This window comes from Ruegeria sp. CDSA193, from assembly GCF_059611885.1.
Genome location: NZ_JBXWPN010000005.1, coordinates 193,895 through 211,910, shown reverse-complemented (window position 1 = coordinate 211,910; position 18,016 = coordinate 193,895). Strand labels below are relative to the sequence as shown.

Genomic DNA, 18,016 nt, shown 5'->3' with positions numbered 1-18,016 from the left:
GCGCGAGCAGCACGGGAAGGAGTCCTGTGGCAAAGGACCGATCACAGCGCGATGAATACACCACCCCGCTCCGCCGTCTGCTGCTGGGGATCGTGGTTCTGTGCCTTCTGGGCATCTTTCTGGTCTGGCGCATTGACAGCCCTCGCGTCGAACGGTTTCGGGCGCAGGTTGTCAACAACGTGGTGCCCTCGATGGATTGGGCGATGGTTCCGGTTACCGCTGCGGTCAATCTGGCACGGGATTTTCAGAGCTATCAACGCCTGAGCGAGCAGAACCAGGAATTGCGCAGCGAGTTGCGTCTGATGCGCGCCTGGAAAGAGGCCGCACTGCAACTTGAGCAGGAAAATGCCCGGCTTCTGGATCTAAACAATGTGCGTCTCGATCCGCGCCTGACCTACATTACCGGGGTCGTCATGGCCGATAGCGGTTCTCCGTTCCGGCAGTCGGTTCTGTTGAACGTGGGCGAGCGTGACGGAATCATGGATGGATGGGCCACCATGGACGGGATTGGCGTTGTCGGTCGTATCTCGGGTGTTGGTCCAGATACCGCACGGGTGATCCTGATGACCGACGCATCCAGCGCGATACCTGCCACGATTCAACCGTCGGGGCAGACCGCTCTGATTGCCGGGGACAACACCGCCGCGCCTGTGGTTGAGTTTCTGGAGAACCGCGAACTGGTGCGCCCGGGCGACAGGGTTGTGACCTCGGGGGATGGCGGCGTTTTCCCTGGCGGCCTGCTGATCGGTCAGATTACCGCTGATCCGGGAGGACGCCTGCGGGTGCGGCTGTCTGCAGATTTTGAACGGCTCAAATTTCTAAGAGTGCTGCGCTATCAGTCTGCGCCACTTATTCAGGACCCCGGAGGAATTGTCGGCCCACGCCAGCCCGAGGCGGCACTGACACCGACGGAGACCGGCGATGGATAGTGCCGCGTCCAATCTGTGGCTCAAACGTGGCCTGTATCTGCTGTTGGCGCTGCTGGTCTTGTTCCTGCACCTGCTGCCACTGGACACGCAGCCGGATCGCTGGCCGTTTCCGGATTTCCTGATTGCGTTGACCTTTGCCTGGGTTCTGCGGCGCCCCGAATATGTGCCAACCCTGCTGGTCGCCCTGATCATGCTGGCAGCCGACCTTCTGTTTCAACGTCCCCCCGGCTTGCTGGCCGCGCTTGTTGTGTTGGGTACTGCCTATCTTCGGTCCGCAACTCCCGGGTTGCGCGACGCGGGCTTTTTGGGCGAATGGACCACCGTTGCCGTCGTGATCACAGCTGTTTTTTTCCTGAATCGCGTCATTCTTGCTATTCTGTCCGTGCAACAAGCGGCATTGGGGATGGTCGTGGTGCAAGTGGTTCTGACAATCGGGATCTACCCATTGATCGTTCTGCTCAGTCAGAACGGTTTTGGTGTGCGTCGTGTCGCACCTTCTGACCCTGGCCTGTCGGGAGGGCGGTAATGAAACAGCGCAAACCTAAGTCACAGGGCCTCGCCTATAAACGTTTGCCACGCCGTGCGCTGATCCTTGGAGGCCTGCAAGCCGCTTTTATCGGGGGTCTGGCTGCCCGGATGCGGTTTATGCAGGTAGATCAGGCTGACGAATACCGCCTGTTGGCCGAGGAAAACCGGATTAACATCCGCCTGATCCCGCCCACACGTGGTCGAATATACGATCGCAACGGGCAGATCATCGGGCAAAACTCTCCGTCCTACCGTATCGTCATGGTGCGCGAAGATGCGGGCGATGTTGAAGCCGTCATCTCCAAGCTTTCTGAACTGATCCCACTGACCGAGGATGAGATCGAACGCGCCATGACCGAAATGCGCAGATCGGCCCCGTTCCTGCCGGTCACTCTGGCCGATCAAGTCACCTGGGAAGATATCTCGAAAGTTGCCGTCAACGCCCCCGCCCTGCCCGGTGTCACACCCGAGGTCGGGATGACCCGGCAATATCCCAGATATGAGGATTTCGCGCATATCGTCGGCTATGTCGGACCGGTCAGCGATTACGACCTCAGTCAGATAGAAGATCCGGAACCCGTTCTGCGCATTCCCCGTTTTCAGATCGGCAAGGTCGGGCTTGAGGCCAAACAGGAAATCAGTCTGCGTGGCAAAGCAGGCGCCAAACGCGTCGAAGTGAACGCCACCGGCCGCGTGATGCGTGAACTTGACCGTCAAGAAGGTTTGGCCGGGGCCGATTTGCAACTGTCGGTCGATGCCGATCTTCAACAATACGCTCAGGCCCGTTTGGCTGGTGAAAGCGCCGCAGCAGTGGTGATCGATTGTGAGACCGGTGATATCCGCGCCATCAGTTCCGCACCCAGCTTTGATCCCAACCTTTTTGTGCGCGGAATCTCGGTTGCCGATTACCGGGCTCTGACACAAGACAACTATCGCCCGTTGGCCAACAAGACAGTACAGGGCACCTATCCACCCGGCTCGACCTTTAAGATGATCACTGCCATGGCCGCGCTTGAGGCTGGGGTCATCGGTCCTGGAAATACTGTTTACTGCCCCGGCCACTTGAAAGTCGGCAGTCGCCGGTTCCATTGTTGGAAACGCGGCGGGCATGGTACAGTTGATCTTGGTCTGTCTCTGAAACGCAGCTGCGATGTGTATTATTACGACGTTGCCCTGCGCACAGGCATCGACAATATCTCCGACATGGCTCGTATCTTTGGGCTGGGCGTGAAACACGATATCCCGATGTCCGCAGTGGCTGCAGGGCTTGCCCCCAATCAGGCTTGGAAAGAGCGTGTCCACGGCGAAGAATGGCTGGTAGGTGACACTGCCAATGCCTCAATCGGTCAGGGCTTTATGCTGGCCTCACCGCTGCAACTAGCCGTCATGACAGCCCGGATTGCAACTGGGCGTGCGGTCTCGCCACGCCTTGTGCGTTCGGTCAATGGGGTTGAACAACCCTCGGGCGCGGGGGAACCGCTCGCGGTCAATCGGACTAATCTGGAATATGTCCGCAAGGCAATGTTTTCGGTCTCGAACGACCGGCGCGGCACGGCTTATCGCAGCCGTATCATCTCGGATGAGTTTCGTATGGCGGGCAAGACCGGCACCAGCCAAGTCCGCAATATCACCAAGGCAGAACGTGCGGCTGGCGTTATCCGCAACGAAGACCTGCCGTGGGAACGCCGTGACCACGCGCTGTTCGTCAGCTTTGCCCCCTATGACAACCCGAAATACGCCGTAGCCGTCGTGGTGGAACATGGCGGCGGGGGGTCGAAGGCCGCGGCACCGGTTGCACGGGATATCATGCTGCAGGCGCTGTACAACGGTACGCCACCACTCGAAGCCTATCCGGCCGCCGATCGTGAGCGTATCAAGGAACAGCAAAAACGGCTGGAGGGCGACCGCCGCCCCAAAGCGCGTCCGCCCCAGAAGGACCGCGCATGAGCTATCTTGAATATGCCGTCAAATCCACGCCATCGGGGTTCCGCAAGTTCCTGTATATGAACTGGCCCCTGACCCTGCTGCTGATCAGCGTGGCCAGCGCAGGGTTCCTGATGCTGTACTCGGTGGCGGGTGGATCATGGACCCCTTGGGCCGAACCTCAGATGGAACGCTTTGGGTTGGGCTTGATCGCGATGTTCATTGTGGCACTGGTCCCGATCTGGTTCTGGCGAAATATGTCGGTTCTGGCTTATCTGGCCGCGATCGCTCTACTTGTGGTGGTCGAGTTGTTCGGAACGGTTGGCATGGGCGCGCAACGCTGGATCGACCTGGGGTTCATGCGCCTGCAGCCATCAGAGGTGATGAAAGTAGCACTGGTGATGGTGCTTGCGGCCTATTACGACTGGCTCCCATCGCATAAAACGTCACGCCCCCTTTGGGTTCTGATCCCTGTCATCCTGATCCTGATCCCCACCTTCATGGTGTTGCGCCAGCCGGATCTCGGCACCTCGATCCTGCTGCTGGCGGCGGGGGGAGGCCTGATGTTTCTGGCCGGCGTTCACTGGGCCTATTTCGCTGCGGTTATCGCCGCGGGTGTCGGTCTGATCGCCACGGTCTTCAACAGCCGCGGAACCGAGTGGCAGTTGCTCAAGGATTACCAGTTCCGCCGCATCGACACCTTCCTTGATCCCTCCACCGATCCGCTGGGCGCGGGGTATCACATCACCCAATCCAAGATCGCGCTGGGGTCCGGAGGCTGGAACGGGCGCGGGTTCATGCAGGGCACACAATCGCGCCTGAACTTCCTGCCCGAGAAACACACAGATTTCATCTTTACGACGCTGGCCGAAGAATTCGGATTTGTCGGCGGCATCACCCTGCTGGTTCTCTATGGGCTGATCCTGATCTTTTGCCTGGTTACGGCCCTGACAACCAAGGACAGGTTTTCCTCTTTGGTCACGCTGGGTATCGCACTGAACTTCTTCCTATTCTTTGCCGTGAACATGTCGATGGTCATGGGCTTGGCCCCAGTCGTAGGAGTTCCCCTGCCGATGGTCAGCTATGGCGGTTCGGCCATGCTGGTTTTGATGGCAGCTTTCGGCATTGTCCAAAGTGCCCATATTCACCGCCCCCGCTGATCCGAAAGGCCCGTTATGACCGCAAACATCCTGTTCTCGGCACGCCCCGAACTATGGCCCGTGTATCAACCCTTGATGACACAGTACCTGACTAATGCCGGGGTCGCGTTTCAGCTAGGCACCACGTTTGAACCAGATCAGGTGGATTACGTCGTCTATGCGCCCAATAGCGGCTTACGGGATTTTGCACCTTACACCCGCCTCAAGGCCGTGCTCAGCCTTTGGGCTGGGATCGAAAGCATCGTCGAGAATGACACTCTGACTGTGCCGCTGGCGCGAATGGTGGACCACGGGTTGACGCAGGGAATGACCGAATGGGTCGTCGGTCACGTGCTGCGCTATCATCTGGGTATGGACCGGCACATCACGGTTCAGGATGGGGTTTGGGCCCCAGATCCACCACCGCTGGCCTCGGACAGAACCGTCTGCATCCTGGGCCTTGGCGCATTGGGAGAGGCCGCAGCCCGCGCGCTGTCGACACTGAATTTCAACGTTACCGGCTGGAGCCGCTCGGCCAAGGCCATCCCCGGGGTCACCTGCTTTCACGGTGAGGATGGGTTGCGTGCGGCACTGACACAGGCCGAGATCGCGGTTTTATTGCTGCCCGATACGCCTGCCACGGAAAACACACTGAACGCCGAAACCCTGTCGCTGATGCCCAAGGGTGCGCATATCATCAACCCGGGCCGAGGACCGCTGATCGACGATCACACCTTGCTGGCAGCTCTGGATACGGGCCAGATCGGTCACGCAACGCTGGATGTTTTCCGGGTCGAGCCGCTGCCTGCGAGCCACCCGTATTGGACGCATCCAAACGTCACGGTGACGCCTCACATTGCCTCTGAAACCCGCCCCGTTACATCGGCGCAGGTGATCTGTGAAAATATTCGCAGAGGTGAGGCGGGCGAGCCTTTTCTGCACCTCGTTGACCGCGAATTGGGATATTAGGCTGCGATAAGGCCGCGCCCCTTCAGCAGGGCCTCAACCCCCGGCAAACGACCGCGGAAGGACAGATATAGTTCTTCGGCTTCGCGGGAACCGCCGGTGGACAGGATATTTTCCTCCAGCGCTTTTGCGCGTTCGGAATCAAAGGCGCCCCCCGCCTCTTCGAACGCGGCGAAGGCGTCTGAATCCATGACCTCGGACCACATATAGCTGTAATAGCCAGCGCTATAGCCGTCACCAGCAAACACATGCGCAAAATGCGGCGTGGCATGGCGCATCCCGATTGCCGCGGGCATTCCCAGATCCGCCAGAACTTCTGCCTGTCTCGCCATCGGCTCGTCGGGCGCTGCGCCCTCATGAAAGGCCAGATCAACCAGCGCCGAGGCCACATATTCTACAGTCTGGAACCCCTGATCGAAATTGGCGGCCTTGAGCACTTTCTTTAGCATCTCCTGCGGCATCGGCGCGCCGGTTTCGGCATGAGTGGCGAATTCGGCCAGAACCTCTGGGACTTCAAGCCAGTGTTCGTATAGCTGGCTGGGCAGCTCGACAAAGTCGCGCGCAACGGAGGTGCCCGAGATGCTTTCATAGGTCACGTTCGACAGCATCTGGTGCAACGCATGGCCGAATTCATGGAACAAAGTCCGAGCGTCGTCATAAGACAGCAGCGCCGGATCACCCTTGGCGAAATTACAGACGTTGATCACGACCGGAGCCTGCACCTTGGGAAACTTTGCCTGCCCGCGCATCGCGCTGCACCAAGCGCCTGACCGTTTGGAGCCGCGTGCAAAGTAATCCCCAATGAACACCGCGATATGTTGCCCGTTCCGTGTCACCTCCCAGGCCCGGCAGTCCGGATGGTACAGCGGTATGTCCAACTGCTTGAATTCCAGCCCGAACAAACGGTTCGCGCATGCAAAAGAGGCCTCGATCATGCGATCCAACTGCAGGTACGGTTTCAGCGCCGCCTCATCGAGATCGTGTTCAGCCTTGCGGCGTTTCTCGGCGTAGTAACGCCAGTCCCACGCTTCCAAGGGCCCATTGACCCCATCATTCTGCATCATCTGCGTCAGGATTTCGGCATCAGCATTGGCGCGCGTTTTGGCAGGCTCCCAAACCTGCATCAGCAGATCACGGACGCGGTCGGGCGTGCGGGCCATTTCGGTTTCCAGTTTGAAATCGGCAAAGCTTTCATAGCCCAGCAGCTTTGCACGTTCCTGACGCAACTGCAGGATTTCGGCGGCAATTTCCCGGTTGTCAGTCTCGCCGCCATTTGCCCCCCGGGCAGTCCATGCGCGATAGGCTTTCTGGCGCAAATCCCGGCGCGGTGAAAACTGCAGAAACGGTACGATCAGTGACCGGGACAGGGTGACAACCGGTCCTTTTGCACCCTTTTCCTCACCCGCTGCCCGGGCAGAATTGACCACAAAATCAGGAAGCCCCTGTAGGTCATCTTCGGACAATTCCATGAACCAATCGCGCTCATCGGCAAGAAGGTTCTGGGTGAAGGACGTCCCCAGCGAGGCAAGCCGCGCTTTGATCTCTTGCATCCGCGTGTCTTCGTTTCCCTCAAGCGCCGCACCAGCGCGCACAAACCCGCGATGCGACAGCATCAGAACGCGTGCCTGCTCATCCGTCAGGCCCAGTTCATCCTTGCGCGCCCACAGATCGGCAACCCGCTGAAACAACGCCTTGTTGGACGAAATCCCCGAGAAATGCGCGGCCAGCTTGGGTGAAAATTCGCGCTGCAACTCTTCACGCAAGGGATTGCTGTCTGCGCCCGCGACCGTGAAGAATACCGACAGAACCTTGTCCATCATCTCTCCTGCAGCTTCCAGCGCTTCGACCGTGTTGGCAAAAGTCGGGGCCTCCGGGTTAGAGGCAATCGTGCCAATCTCAGCGTTATGGGCCTGCATGGCCGCGTCCAGGGCCGGGGCGAAATCCGTGTCGGATATCGTGTCGAACGGTGCAATTTCGAACGCGCTGGTCCAGGCGGACAGAATCGGGTTGGTCATTGAAGTCTCCTTTGTCCCCTACCTAAGAACGACGGCGCGTTCGATCCAGAGCAGGGGGGTTATCCTTTGCCACAAACGGGGCAATCTGCACGGCGAGGCAGTGTAATCTTGCGGCTTTCGCCATAGAGAGCGTCGTAAATCAGCATCTCACCCCTCAGTGCCAGACCCGCCCCGGTGATCACCTTGATCGCCTCAACAGCCATCATCGAACCGACGACGCCAGGCAAGGGGCCGATCACCCCAGCCTCGGCGCAGGACGGGGCCAGACCTGGAGCCGGAGCCTCGGGGAAAATGCACTGATAACAAGGCGCATCGTTGGCCGGGTCGAAAACGCTGAGCTGGCCTTCCCATTGCGACAGAGCCCCCGAAATCAGCGGCTTGCCCAACGCGACCGCCGTGCGATTGGCCAAATAGCGCGTGTCGAAATTATCAGTTCCGTCCAGGATGACGTCAAAATCGGAAAATAGCTCGGTGGCGACCTCTTCGGTCAGTCGGCGGTGATAGGGCAGAACAACCACATTCGGGTTTTGCGCCAGCATGGCCTGCTGGGCCGAAAAAACCTTGGGCATGCCGATATCCGCATCCTGGTGGATCACCTGACGCTGAAGATTGGCGTTCTCAACCTCATCATCATCAATCACCCCGATCGTGCCGACCCCGGCCGCAGCCAGATACTGCAAAGCGGGCGCCCCAAGCCCCCCGGCGCCGATCACAAGCACGCGGGCCTGCTTCATCTTTTTCTGCCCTGGCCCACCAATTTCGCGCAACACGATATGGCGGGCATAGCGGTCAAGCTCGGTCTCGGAGAATTTGTCTGAGGGCATGGCTGGCTCCTTGTTCGAGGCCGGCGCCGCGCGTTTTCGCAGCGCTTTCAGTCCCTTTCCATAGATCAGAACCAGAACCGCCGTACCAACCAAAATCAACCAGGTCGCAGCAGAACCACCCGTGGCCTGACGCAGGGGGTTACCAAGGGGCAAAACCAGCTGTGCCGAGATTACCCCCAGCAACAACACCCCAACCGAAATCATCCGTGCATTGCGTGACACGCCAGCCAGATAGCCGAGCCCCCAAAGCGCTGCGGCGATGATCAGGACAAGTAACATCAGCCGCGCCCGGTCGAACCGAACCCGCCTGCACCGCGGTCAGTATCGCTGAGTGTATCCGTGGCCTCAAATGACGCCTGTACCACCGGGGCGACGACCAGTTGGGCGATACGTTCCCCATGGGTGATTTCAAAGCTCTCCTGCCCAGCGTTCAACAGGATCACCCCCAGAGGGCCGCGATAGTCGCTGTCGATCGTACCCGGCGTATTGGGCAGCGTGATCCCGTATTTCAGCGCAAGGCCCGAGCGGGGCCGGACCTGCACCTCATACCCATTTGGGATTTCAATCCGCAGTCCGGTGGGAACCAGAGCCCGCTGACCGGGCAGCAACGTGATCGGCGTCTTGCCCGGGAAGTTTGCACGCACATCCGCGCCTGCCGCGCCGGTGGTTTCATAAGATGGCAAAGGCACCGAAGGGTCGGCCCCGTCCTCACGGATCACACGAATTGCTACCATCGGATATCCTCTTGTCTAACCGGCCAACGCGTCGGAAATCTTGCGTGCCAGTTTTTCGGCCACTGCGTCTTTGCCCATGCGTGGCCATTCCTCAGCCCCATCATCGGAGATCAGGATCACCGCGTTTTCGGCGCCCCCCATGATCCCGGTCGCCGGGCTGACATCATTCGCAATGATCCAGTCGCACCCTTTGCGCTCGCGTTTGGCGGTCGCATGTTCGATCACATTGTCCGTTTCCGCGGCAAAGCCAACAACTAGCGCTGGGCGTCCATCGTCCAGCTTGGCGACCCGCTTCAGAATGTCCGGGTTTTCAGCAAAATCCAGCGCCGGAAGACCGTCGCGCGTCTTTTTCAGCTTGCGGTCCGACGCGCTGGCCACCCGCCAATCCGCCACGGCTGCGGCAAATACCCCGGCATCGACAGGCAATGCTGCATCCACCGCGTCTGACATCTGCTGGGCTGTTTCAACCCGCACAACCTCGACCCCATCGGGTGCGGGAACCTCAGCAGGTCCGGTCACAAACACAACCTCTGCACCCAACGCAGACAGAGCACGTGCAATCGCTGTGCCCTGCGCCCCGGATGAGCGGTTCGCGATATAGCGCACCGGGTCAATCGGCTCGTGCGTGGGACCCGAGGTCACAAGAATGCGTTTACCGCTGAGGGGTCCGCTGCCCAGCCACGCCTCAATCGCGGCGACAATCTCAAGCGGTTCCGACATGCGGCCCGGCCCAAATTCGCCACAGGCCATGTCGCCTTCGTTCGGCCCGACAAACCGAATGCCGTCCGCCTGCAACTGTTCAAAATTACGACGCGTCGCCGGGTGATCCCACATACGGACATTCATCGCAGGCGCACACAGAACCGGTGTGTCAGTCGCCATCAATAGGGTCGAGGCCAGATCATTCGCCAACCCACCTGCCATTTTGCCCATTAAATCCGCAGTCGCCGGAGCGACCACGACAAGATCGGCGGAACGGGACAGCTGGATATGCCCCATCTCGGCCTCATCGGTCAGATCGAACAGATCGCGATAGGCTTTCTCACCGGCCAGCGCGGCGACAGACAGAGGGGTCACGAATTCTTCGGCCGCGCGGGTCAGGACCGGGGTCACAGCGGCGCCGCGTTCCTTCAGTCGCCGGATCAGATCCAGCGACTTATAGGCAGCGATACCGCCACCGATGATCAGCAGAATCCGTTTCGATGCCAGCATGTTGTGCCCTTCCCGTCTCGGTCGGCCCCGACATTAGGCAAGCGCGCCCAACAGTTCCAGCGGTTAATTCTGCGGCTGAAAGGCCAAGCAGGGGTCTTCTCGGTCAGCGGTCGGGCTGTCGATGACCGCATCATACTCGCCTTGGATGCTGCCGTCTTCGGACTGACCCAGGACATAGACCTTAAGACCCGGACGCAGGCGCGACAGGAATGTCGGAATACCGCGATCCTTTCGGGCATGGCCATTTCCGGTGATTACCGCAACCGGGCCACCGGTTTCGTCAACGGCACGCAATATGGCCCGTGCCAGCACCGCATCGCGCAACCTTTGGATCGCAACCAGCTGCGGCAGAGCGCTTTCAGGCAGCGCATCGCAATGCGCCGTCATCTGGTCAGCCTCGCGCGCCGCCTGTTCCGCCTTTGACAGAGGAACGGTCAACCCAAATCGCGCTGCGTCAGCGCCCAGCGCAGTTGCAGCGCCACGTTCCATCGCTGTACGCGCTGCCTTACGCGGGACCATTGCGCCATAGACCGGCGCATCCGTGGCCTGAAAGATCGGGTAATACAGGCTGAGAGGGGGCCAGCCGGATTCCGCCCAACGCAGGATGCGTGACAGTTCTTCGGGATCGGACGCCGCTTTTTGCGCCAGGCGCTGTGCGCCTTCCTCGGTGACCATTTCCCAGACCACGGCGGAGGGGTCGGTCAATGTAATCGCCTGTTCCTGAACCAGATGATGGCGGGGATTGTCATGGGTTTCGCCCAGCAAAACAACGTCTGCCATTCGCATCGCTGCCGCAACATCGTCAGGGATCAGGTCATCGGCAAGACCGGACCCAGCCATAACCATCAGCGTACACATCAGAATCGCAATCTGTTTCATGCGATGAAGTGTTGCACCTCGCGCGATTGAGCTTCAAGGTTCTTACGCATTTTTACGAAAGCGGCGGCTTCAAGCTGACGCACCCTCTCTTTCGACAGGCCCAGTTCCTGACCCAGGCTTTCCAGCGTACGCACCGGTTCGCGCAGCTTGCGTTCGCGTACGATGAAACGCTCTCGGTCGTTGAGGGCCTGCATCGCCATCACCAACCACTCACGCAACTGTTCGGTGTCGTGCTTGTTTTCAACGGTTTCGGCGGCCTGTGCCCGTTCATCCTCTAACGCGTCGATCCATTCGCGCCCGTCTTCATCCGTGGATTGCACAGCGTTCAACGAGAAATCCGACCCTGCCAGCCGGCCTTGCATCATCTCAACGTCGCGCAACGGAACACCGATCTCGGCTGCTATCATCTGGTGCAACTGGTGACGGTCCAGCGCCATTCCATCAGTGGCCGCTTCGCGTTCAAGCCGGGCCTGGACGCGACGCATGTTGAAAAACAGGGATTTCTGGGCAGAGGTGGACCCGGTCCGAACCATTGACCAGTTTCGCATTACATAGTCCTGGATACTCGCCTTGATCCACCAGACGGCATAGGTCGAGAACCGAACCCCGCGATCCGGGTCAAATTTGTCAGCGGCCTTCATCAGACCCAATCCGGCCTCTTGGATCAGATCGTTCATCGGCGCGCCATAACGTTTGAACTTGGCCGCCATCGAAATTGCCAGTCGCATATAGGCGGTGATTAACCGGTGCAGCGCCTTTTCATCGCGCTGGTCGCGCCAGGCATAGGCCAGCTTCAACTCGGTTTCTGCATCCAGTAACTCGGCCTTCATCGCCCTGCGCGACATCGAGAAATCGTTTGCGCTGTCCAGTGCCATGGAAATCTCCCTTTTTCGCTGGCGCGGCCCGGGCTTGCCTTGCCGACCCATGGTCGATACGCAGAACAACACCAGGTGGATCACTTAAAAGGTAATGATCGTGGGTTCGGATTTAACCTTTGTGCTGGGCGGAGCAGCCTCAGGCAAGTCGGCATTCGCCGAGCAACTTGTTGTTTTATCAGGGAAAAGCCGCGTTTATCTGGCCACATCACAAGTGTTTGATGATGAGATGCGCGATAAGGTTAAGCGCCATGTTTCACAGCGCGGCAGCGGTTGGGACACGATCGAGGCCCCCTTGGACCTTGGCGCGCCCCTGGCCAAGCTGACCTCGGATCAGGTCTGTCTGATCGACTGCGCGACCATGTGGCTAACCAATCACCTGCTGGCGGAACACGACCTGCAGCAGGCCCAGACAGCACTGCTTGATGCGTTACGAGACTGTCCTGCCCCGGTCGTCATCGTCTCGAACGAGGTTGGCCACGGGATCGTCCCGGGCAACGCCCTGTCTCGCCAATTCCGCGAGGCGCAAGGCCGCCTGAACATCGCGCTCGCCGCGCAGGCTGATCTGGTGGTTCAGGTCACTGCCGGGCTTCCTGTGGTATTGAAAGGGCAACTGCCATGACGCGTCTGCATCTAGTCAGGCATGGTCCGACCCATGCCAAAACCATGGTCGGCTGGTCCGATCTGCCTGCTGACCTAAGCGACCACGCCGCCATTGGTCGGCTACAAAGCTACCTGCCGGCCAACGGGTTGTTGATCTCATCCGACCTGTGCCGTGCCGCTGACACGGCTTCGGCGGTACAGGGCACCCGGCACCGCCTGCCCCACCACCCCGACCTGCGTGAGATCAATTTTGGCAGTTGGGAATTGCGCGGGTTCGAGGAAATCGAGGCCGAAGACCCCGAACTAACCTTCGCCTACTGGGAAAATCCCGGTGAAGTTCGCCCGCCAAACGGCGAAAGCTGGAATGAAGTCCGAGCCCGCGTCAACGCGGTTATTGACAGGTTGATTGGCGATCACACCGGCCAGGACCTGATCATTGTTGCCCATTTCGGCGTCATCCTGACACAGGTCCAGCGTGCCATGGATGTGGACGCGCAAGAGGCTTTCGGCCACCGGATCGACAATCTTTCCGTGACGGAGATCACCCATCACGGCGACCGTTGGTCGGTCGGTCGGATCAATCACTGCCCGTGATCAGGCCGCGCACAAATCTCTGTTTTACGGATTGAATAGCCTGAGCCATCCTAGGCCCATGACCTATGATTTGTTTATCGGAGACCGCCTGTTTTCCAGTTGGTCCTTGCGTGGTTGGTTGATGCTGGAAAAGTTCGACCTGCCCTATCGAAACCACATGATCGGCCTGTATTCAGGCACCATGGCCGAGGATATGAAACCCCTGTTCCCGGCGCGTCTGGTGCCCGCCTTGCGCCTGCCAGACGGAACTGTGGTTGGTGAAAGCCTTGCCATGGCCGAGACCTTGGCTGAGCGCCACCCACAGGTCGGATTGTGGCCCTCTGACGCGGCTGCCCGCGCCACTGCACGGTGGCTTTGCACCGAGATGGTGGCCGGGTTTTCAGCCCTGCGCGGGGAATGCGCGATGCAGCTGCTTCATAGTTGGAAGGGGTTCGAACCGGCGGCCGAAACGCTTGCTGACCTGCGCCGGATCGAAACCCTTTGGGATCATGCGCGCCAAGTGTCCGGGACGAACACCGGCCCTTTGTTCGGTACATATTCTTTGGTGGATGTGTTTTACACGCCCGTGGCCGCGCGGATCATCGGTTATGGGCTGCCTGTTTCGGACGCCAACCGGGACTATTGCCTGACCCTCCTGTCGGATCCGGTTGTCAGGCAGTGGCGTGCGATGGGCCTAACAGTCCAGTACGACCCTTTCCCGTATTCGCTGGACCTTCAATCGGATCCCTGGCCAATCGGCGGGGCATCGTCTGCTGTGGCCGCCCAGAGCGGTCCCTCGGTCAACCAGACCTGCCCCTATTCCGGAGAGCCCGTCACAGATTTTCTGGACCTGGACGGTCAGCGCTGGGGATTCTGCAATCGGTTCTGCCGCGACAAAACCCTCGCCGATCCGGAGGCATGGCCGAAATTCACTCAGATGGTCAGCGCCGTTAACGATTCCTAAACCGGCGGCGTGCCAGTAACGACCTGTTAACCAAGTAGGTCGTTCATGGTCGCTCGTTCTCATACAGTCGCCTTTCAAGGTGTCGACGCCCGCCCGGTCGAGGTGCAATGCGCGGTTTCACCGGGGTTGCCTGCCTTTTCCATCGTCGGCCTGCCCGACAAAGCAGTTTCAGAGGCCCGCGATCGCGTCCGAAGCGCGCTAAGCTCGATGGCCATTGCCCTGCCGTCAAAGCGTATCACCATCAACCTATCCCCCGCTGACCTGCCCAAAGAAGGCAGCCATTTCGACCTGCCCATTGCGGTGGCTCTGCTGTCAGCCCTGGAAATCATTCCCAAGGACGCGGCTGAAGGGGCCGTTTCACTTGGGGAATTGTCACTGGACGGGTCTCTTGTGCCTGTTGTCGGGGCGCTTCCTGCCGCGATGACCGCCGCGGCCGAGGACCGAACCCTGCTGTGCCCTCGGGCCTCCAGCGCCGAGGCGGCTTGGGTTGACGCTACTCAGGTGATCGGCGCTGAATCTTTGGGCGATGTTGTCCGCCACTTCTCGGGCCAAGCCCCTTTGCCCGCTGCCCTGCCCGGCGAGGTCAACCTTTCCCCCAGCACCCGCGACCTGCGCGATGTCAAAGGGCAGGAGCGGGCGAAACGCGCGTTGGAGATTGCCGCCGCAGGGCGGCACCACCTGATGATGATCGGCACGCCGGGGTCCGGGAAATCCATGCTGGCCGCGCGCCTGCCGGGGATCTTACCGCCCCTGACACCGGCCGAGGCGCTTGAAACCTCGATGATCCAATCCCTGTGCGGCCTGCTTGACGAAGGCGGCATCAGCCGCACCAGACCATTTCGCGAGCCGCATCATACGGCATCGATGGCGGCCATTGTTGGTGGAGGGAAAGGAGCCAAACCAGGAGAAATCTCATTGGCCCATAACGGGGTTTTGTTCATGGATGAATTTCCCGAATTCCCACGAACCGTTCTGGAAACCCTGCGCCAACCCATCGAAACAGGAGAGGTCATGATTGCACGTGCCAATGCGCATGTGAAATACCCCTGCCGCTTTATGCTGGTTGCCGCCGCCAACCCCTGCAAATGCGGCTACTTGACAGATCCGGCGCGGGCCTGCTCGCGTGCGCCGGTCTGCGGCGAGGATTATCTGGGGCGCATTTCAGGCCCGCTGATAGATCGGTTCGACCTGAGGATCGAGGTGCCTCCGGTCGGGTTCACCGACCTTGACCTACCTCCATCCGGGGACAGTTCGGCCACGGTTGCCGCGCGTGTCGAGCAGGCGCGTGCGGTTCAAGCGCAAAGATACACTGGAACGTCCGCGCGCCAGAATGCGGATGTTGAGGGCAATGTGCTGGAAGAAATCGCCGCGCCGGATGCCGAAGGAAAAGAGCTGCTGTTGAAAGCGGCTGAGAAATTTGGTTTGTCGGCGCGCGCCTTTCACCGCATCTTGCGGGTCGCGCGGACCATCGCCGATCTGGACGGCGCATCAGATGTCCGAAGACCCCATGTGGCCGAGGCGCTGAGCTTTCGCATCAGCGCCAATATTGCATCTTAAAGCCTGGCTTCGATGGCCTGCCAAATCTTTTCTGCGATGTTCACGCCATCAAACCGTTCCAATTCCTGAATTCCGGTTGGCGAAGTCACGTTAATCTCGGTCAGGTAATCGCCGATTACATCGATACCAACAAAAACCTGCCCTTTTTCCTTCAACAAAGGTCCAATGGCTGCGCAAATCTCAAGATCGCGATCCGTCAGACCAACCTTTTCGGGCCGTCCCCCCACATGCATGTTGGATCGTGTTTCACCTTTGGCGGGAACACGGTTGATTGCACCCACAGCCTGACCGTCCACCAGAATGACCCGTTTGTCGCCATTGCTGACATCGGGCAGGAATTTCTGAACGATCAGAGGTTCGCGCGAAAACCCGGTGAACAATTCGTGCAAAGATGTCAGGTTCCGGTCGTTGCCATCCAACCGGAACACCCCCGCACCGCCATTTCCATAAAGCGGTTTCAGGATAATATCGCCGTGCTTTTCTTTGAACGCCTTAATCGTCTGCAGATCGCGGGCGATGGTTGTCGGTGGCGTCAGATCAGGGAAATCCAGCACCAGGAGTTTTTCGGGATAGTTCCGAACCCAGAATGGATCATTTACCACCAGCGCCTGTCCCTTAAGCCGGTCCAGCAGGTGGGTAGAAGTGATATAGTGCATGTCAAACGGGGGATCCTGACGCAGCCAGACCACGTCGAACTCGGCCAGATCAACCTCGCGCTCGGGCCCCAATTCCGCCGGGTTTCCGGCCACGCGCTGCACCGTCATATCATGGCCGCGGGCCGTGATCCGGCCCTCCTGATAAGCCAGTTTGTCAGGGCTGTAGAAGAACAGCATATGCCCGCGCGCCTGTGCCTCTTCGGCCAGACGGAATGAGCTGTCGGCATTGATATCCACGGCCCCGATCGGGTCCATCTGAAAGGCAATTTTCATGGCGTGTCCCTCAGTTTCACGCCAGATACATGGCCCAGCCAGGCCGGGGGTTCAATGGGTTCAGACCTGATCAAAGGCGTTTTCGATGATTTGCACCGCGCCGAACGCATCCACCAAAGCCGCATCAAACCGAACATTTGTCAGCTGGCCGTTGGGTTCCCCTTCCAGAAATTGGGCGGCCGAGGCACAGATACGGTCCATCTGGCGCCGTTTGATCCGGGCAGCAGCCATCTCAAAGCTTGTGCTTTTCTTGACCTCGACGAAAACCAATCCGTCACCGTTGCGGACGATCAGATCAATCTCGCCCCCTGCCCCGCGCCAACGGCGATGTGCTATGGAATATCCCCGCCGCTCGTAGTCTGCCGCAACCTGCTGTTCCGCCGCCTGACCCGCATGATAAGAAACCGAACTTCGGACAGTGCGTGAGGTCATCTTACCCTTTCCCGAGTTTCAGCGCCTTCTGATAGATCGGTCGACGCGGCAGTTTATACATCTGCGACACCAAATCCGCCGCATCGCGTACTGAATGAGTTTCCAGGGCGCGTATCAAAGCCTCTTCTATGTCTGAATCGTTAACAGTTTCCGAAGCGCCACGGTCTACCAGCAGAACAATTTCGCCTTTGACCGTCTGACTCGCCAATTCTTCTGCCAGCTCTGCCAGCGACCCGCGCCGAACTTCTTCGAATTTCTTGGTTAATTCGCGGCACATCGCGGCCTGCCTGTTTTCCCCTAGAACCTCGGCCAGATCCGACAGACAGGACGCCACACGTTTCGGAGATTCATAAAATACCAACGTTCCAGGCACATCTCGCAGCGTCTCGATCCGCGTCCGGCGCGCGCCTGAGGCATTGGGCAAAAACCCCGCAAAGAAAAAGGCATCCGTCGGCAAACCGGCCAGCGTCAGCGCCATCAGCGCGGCGGACGGCCCCGGCGCGCAGGTGACAGTGTGCCCCGCCTCGGCCGCCTGTCGTCCCAGATCGTATCCCGGGTCCGCGATCAACGGCATCCCGGCCTCGGACGCATAAGCCACTGATTTCCCCTCTTTCAGCGCATCCAGGATTTTGCCGCGGGCGCCTGCACCGCTGTGATCGTGATAGGCAAGAATGCGGCGCCCCTCGAGAGGAACGCCGTGAATCTCCATCAACCGGCGCAGGCTGCGCGTGTCTTCGGCGGCAATCATGTCCACCGACGCCAACACGTCTAGCGCCCTGAGCGTAATGTCGCGCGCCGCCCCGATCGGAGTGGCAACAAAATACAGGCCCGTGCCCAATTTGACTTTTTGAAAATTCAAAGCTGGACCCTCACAGCGTGACGTCTATTATCGCGGCGCAAATAATGGCAGCATCCCAAGCCGCCGGATCAGGGA

General features: G+C 59.5%; 18 protein-coding genes. 9 read left to right on the top strand and 9 right to left on the bottom strand.

Annotated features, from left to right (window positions below; genetic code table 11):
- The first annotated feature begins 26 nt into the window (after positions 1-26).
- Genes mreC through AC2FLG_RS11375 form a run of 5 tightly spaced genes read left to right on the top strand, consistent with a single transcriptional unit; the run spans position 27 to position 5,488 of the window.
- Positions 27-929: a rod shape-determining protein MreC gene (gene mreC / locus AC2FLG_RS11395; protein WP_496700849.1), complete on the top strand. Its 903-nt coding sequence runs from the start codon at positions 27-29 to the stop codon at positions 927-929.
- On the top strand, positions 922-1,455 hold the full coding sequence (locus AC2FLG_RS11390) for a rod shape-determining protein MreD (RefSeq protein WP_142635595.1): 534 nt from the start codon (positions 922-924) through the stop codon (positions 1,453-1,455). The genes mreC and AC2FLG_RS11390 overlap by 8 nt, the downstream gene beginning before the upstream one ends.
- Positions 1,455-3,404 carry a penicillin-binding protein 2 gene (gene mrdA, locus AC2FLG_RS11385; RefSeq protein WP_271948353.1) on the top strand — a complete coding sequence of 650 codons (1,950 nt, stop codon included), beginning with the start codon at positions 1,455-1,457 and terminating at the stop codon, positions 3,402-3,404. Before AC2FLG_RS11390 ends, mrdA begins: the two co-directional genes overlap by 1 nt.
- Positions 3,401-4,540: a rod shape-determining protein RodA gene (rodA, locus tag AC2FLG_RS11380; RefSeq protein ID WP_271948355.1), complete on the top strand. Its 1,140-nt coding sequence runs from the start codon at positions 3,401-3,403 to the stop codon at positions 4,538-4,540. The genes mrdA and rodA overlap by 4 nt, the downstream gene beginning before the upstream one ends.
- Positions 4,541-4,555: 15 nt before the next feature.
- Positions 4,556-5,488 carry a 2-hydroxyacid dehydrogenase gene (locus AC2FLG_RS11375; RefSeq protein WP_496706247.1) on the top strand — a complete coding sequence of 311 codons (933 nt, stop codon included), beginning with the start codon at positions 4,556-4,558 and terminating at the stop codon, positions 5,486-5,488.
- Here AC2FLG_RS11375 and AC2FLG_RS11370 read toward each other — a convergent pair.
- The 6 genes from AC2FLG_RS11370 to AC2FLG_RS11345 form a co-directional block, all read right to left on the bottom strand.
- Positions 5,485-7,500: a M3 family metallopeptidase gene (locus AC2FLG_RS11370; RefSeq protein ID WP_496706246.1), complete on the bottom strand. Its 2,016-nt coding sequence runs from the start codon at positions 7,498-7,500 to the stop codon at positions 5,485-5,487. The two genes, AC2FLG_RS11375 and AC2FLG_RS11370, sit on opposite strands and share 4 nt — an antisense overlap.
- Before the next feature lie 59 nt (positions 7,501-7,559).
- Positions 7,560-8,603, bottom strand: coding sequence for a HesA/MoeB/ThiF family protein (locus AC2FLG_RS11365; protein WP_281972520.1), 1,044 nt, complete (start codon positions 8,601-8,603; stop codon positions 7,560-7,562).
- Complete coding sequence (gene dut, locus AC2FLG_RS11360) at positions 8,603-9,058, bottom strand: dUTP diphosphatase (protein WP_496691767.1); 456 nt, start codon at positions 9,056-9,058, stop codon at positions 8,603-8,605. Before dut ends, AC2FLG_RS11365 begins: the two co-directional genes overlap by 1 nt.
- Positions 9,059-9,073: 15 nt before the next feature.
- Positions 9,074-10,270: a bifunctional phosphopantothenoylcysteine decarboxylase/phosphopantothenate--cysteine ligase CoaBC gene (gene coaBC, locus AC2FLG_RS11355; RefSeq protein ID WP_496706244.1), complete on the bottom strand. Its 1,197-nt coding sequence runs from the start codon at positions 10,268-10,270 to the stop codon at positions 9,074-9,076.
- A gap of 63 nt (positions 10,271-10,333) precedes the next feature.
- Positions 10,334-11,149 carry a ChaN family lipoprotein gene (locus AC2FLG_RS11350; RefSeq protein WP_496706242.1) on the bottom strand — a complete coding sequence of 272 codons (816 nt, stop codon included), beginning with the start codon at positions 11,147-11,149 and terminating at the stop codon, positions 10,334-10,336.
- Complete coding sequence (locus AC2FLG_RS11345) at positions 11,146-12,024, bottom strand: RNA polymerase factor sigma-32 (protein WP_496706241.1); 879 nt, start codon at positions 12,022-12,024, stop codon at positions 11,146-11,148. The genes AC2FLG_RS11350 and AC2FLG_RS11345 overlap by 4 nt, the downstream gene beginning before the upstream one ends.
- 100 nt (positions 12,025-12,124) lie before the next feature.
- Between AC2FLG_RS11345 and cobU the strand changes: the two genes are divergently transcribed.
- Genes cobU through AC2FLG_RS11325 form a run of 4 tightly spaced genes read left to right on the top strand, consistent with a single transcriptional unit; the run spans position 12,125 to position 15,721 of the window.
- Positions 12,125-12,646, top strand: a complete 522-nt coding sequence (gene cobU, locus AC2FLG_RS11340; RefSeq protein WP_496706239.1) for a bifunctional adenosylcobinamide kinase/adenosylcobinamide-phosphate guanylyltransferase — start codon at positions 12,125-12,127, stop codon at positions 12,644-12,646.
- Positions 12,643-13,221, top strand: coding sequence for a histidine phosphatase family protein (locus tag AC2FLG_RS11335; protein ID WP_496701726.1), 579 nt, complete (start codon positions 12,643-12,645; stop codon positions 13,219-13,221). The genes cobU and AC2FLG_RS11335 overlap by 4 nt, the downstream gene beginning before the upstream one ends.
- A 58-nt stretch (positions 13,222-13,279) precedes the next feature.
- Positions 13,280-14,164 carry a glutathione S-transferase N-terminal domain-containing protein gene (locus AC2FLG_RS11330; protein WP_496706238.1) on the top strand — a complete coding sequence of 295 codons (885 nt, stop codon included), beginning with the start codon at positions 13,280-13,282 and terminating at the stop codon, positions 14,162-14,164.
- 45 nt (positions 14,165-14,209) lie between these two features.
- Positions 14,210-15,721 carry a YifB family Mg chelatase-like AAA ATPase gene (locus AC2FLG_RS11325; protein WP_496691773.1) on the top strand — a complete coding sequence of 504 codons (1,512 nt, stop codon included), beginning with the start codon at positions 14,210-14,212 and terminating at the stop codon, positions 15,719-15,721.
- Here the strand turns inward: AC2FLG_RS11325 and gshB are convergent.
- Genes gshB through rsmI form a run of 3 tightly spaced genes read right to left on the bottom strand, consistent with a single transcriptional unit; the run spans position 15,718 to position 17,941 of the window.
- On the bottom strand, positions 15,718-16,650 hold the full coding sequence (gene gshB, locus AC2FLG_RS11320) for a glutathione synthase (RefSeq protein ID WP_496696384.1): 933 nt from the start codon (positions 16,648-16,650) through the stop codon (positions 15,718-15,720). The genes AC2FLG_RS11325 and gshB overlap by 4 nt on opposite strands.
- A gap of 60 nt (positions 16,651-16,710) precedes the next feature.
- Entirely contained in the window at positions 16,711-17,082 is a 372-nt protein-coding gene (locus tag AC2FLG_RS11315) for a YraN family protein (RefSeq protein ID WP_281995202.1), read from the bottom strand.
- Position 17,083: 1 nt separating this feature from the next.
- A complete protein-coding gene (gene rsmI, locus AC2FLG_RS11310; protein ID WP_496706237.1) occupies positions 17,084-17,941 on the bottom strand; it encodes a 16S rRNA (cytidine(1402)-2'-O)-methyltransferase in 858 nt (285 codons plus the stop codon).
- Between the last annotated feature and the right edge of the window lie 75 nt (positions 17,942-18,016).

What these genes read in the sequence shown, in the direction of transcription:
- AC2FLG_RS11390 (WP_142635595.1), top strand. Translation starts at nt 922, where the DNA reads ATGGATAGTGCCGCGTCCAATCTGTGGCTCAAACGTGGCCTGTATCTG.
- mrdA (WP_271948353.1), top strand. Translation starts at nt 1,455, where the DNA reads ATGAAACAGCGCAAACCTAAGTCACAGGGCCTCGCCTATAAACGTTTG.
- rodA (WP_271948355.1), top strand. Translation starts at nt 3,401, where the DNA reads ATGAGCTATCTTGAATATGCCGTCAAATCCACGCCATCGGGGTTCCGC.
- AC2FLG_RS11375 (WP_496706247.1), top strand. Translation starts at nt 4,556, where the DNA reads ATGACCGCAAACATCCTGTTCTCGGCACGCCCCGAACTATGGCCCGTG.
- AC2FLG_RS11370 (WP_496706246.1), bottom strand. Translation starts at nt 7,500, where the DNA reads ATGACCAACCCGATTCTGTCCGCCTGGACCAGCGCGTTCGAAATTGCA.
- AC2FLG_RS11365 (WP_281972520.1), bottom strand. Translation starts at nt 8,603, where the DNA reads ATGTTACTTGTCCTGATCATCGCCGCAGCGCTTTGGGGGCTCGGCTAT.
- dut (WP_496691767.1), bottom strand. Translation starts at nt 9,058, where the DNA reads ATGGTAGCAATTCGTGTGATCCGTGAGGACGGGGCCGACCCTTCGGTG.
- coaBC (WP_496706244.1), bottom strand. Translation starts at nt 10,270, where the DNA reads ATGCTGGCATCGAAACGGATTCTGCTGATCATCGGTGGCGGTATCGCT.
- AC2FLG_RS11350 (WP_496706242.1), bottom strand. Translation starts at nt 11,149, where the DNA reads ATGAAACAGATTGCGATTCTGATGTGTACGCTGATGGTTATGGCTGGG.
- AC2FLG_RS11345 (WP_496706241.1), bottom strand. Translation starts at nt 12,024, where the DNA reads ATGGCACTGGACAGCGCAAACGATTTCTCGATGTCGCGCAGGGCGATG.
- AC2FLG_RS11335 (WP_496701726.1), top strand. Translation starts at nt 12,643, where the DNA reads ATGACGCGTCTGCATCTAGTCAGGCATGGTCCGACCCATGCCAAAACC.
- AC2FLG_RS11330 (WP_496706238.1), top strand. Translation starts at nt 13,280, where the DNA reads ATGACCTATGATTTGTTTATCGGAGACCGCCTGTTTTCCAGTTGGTCC.
- AC2FLG_RS11325 (WP_496691773.1), top strand. Translation starts at nt 14,210, where the DNA reads ATGGTCGCTCGTTCTCATACAGTCGCCTTTCAAGGTGTCGACGCCCGC.
- gshB (WP_496696384.1), bottom strand. Translation starts at nt 16,650, where the DNA reads ATGAAAATTGCCTTTCAGATGGACCCGATCGGGGCCGTGGATATCAAT.
- AC2FLG_RS11315 (WP_281995202.1), bottom strand. Translation starts at nt 17,082, where the DNA reads ATGACCTCACGCACTGTCCGAAGTTCGGTTTCTTATCATGCGGGTCAG.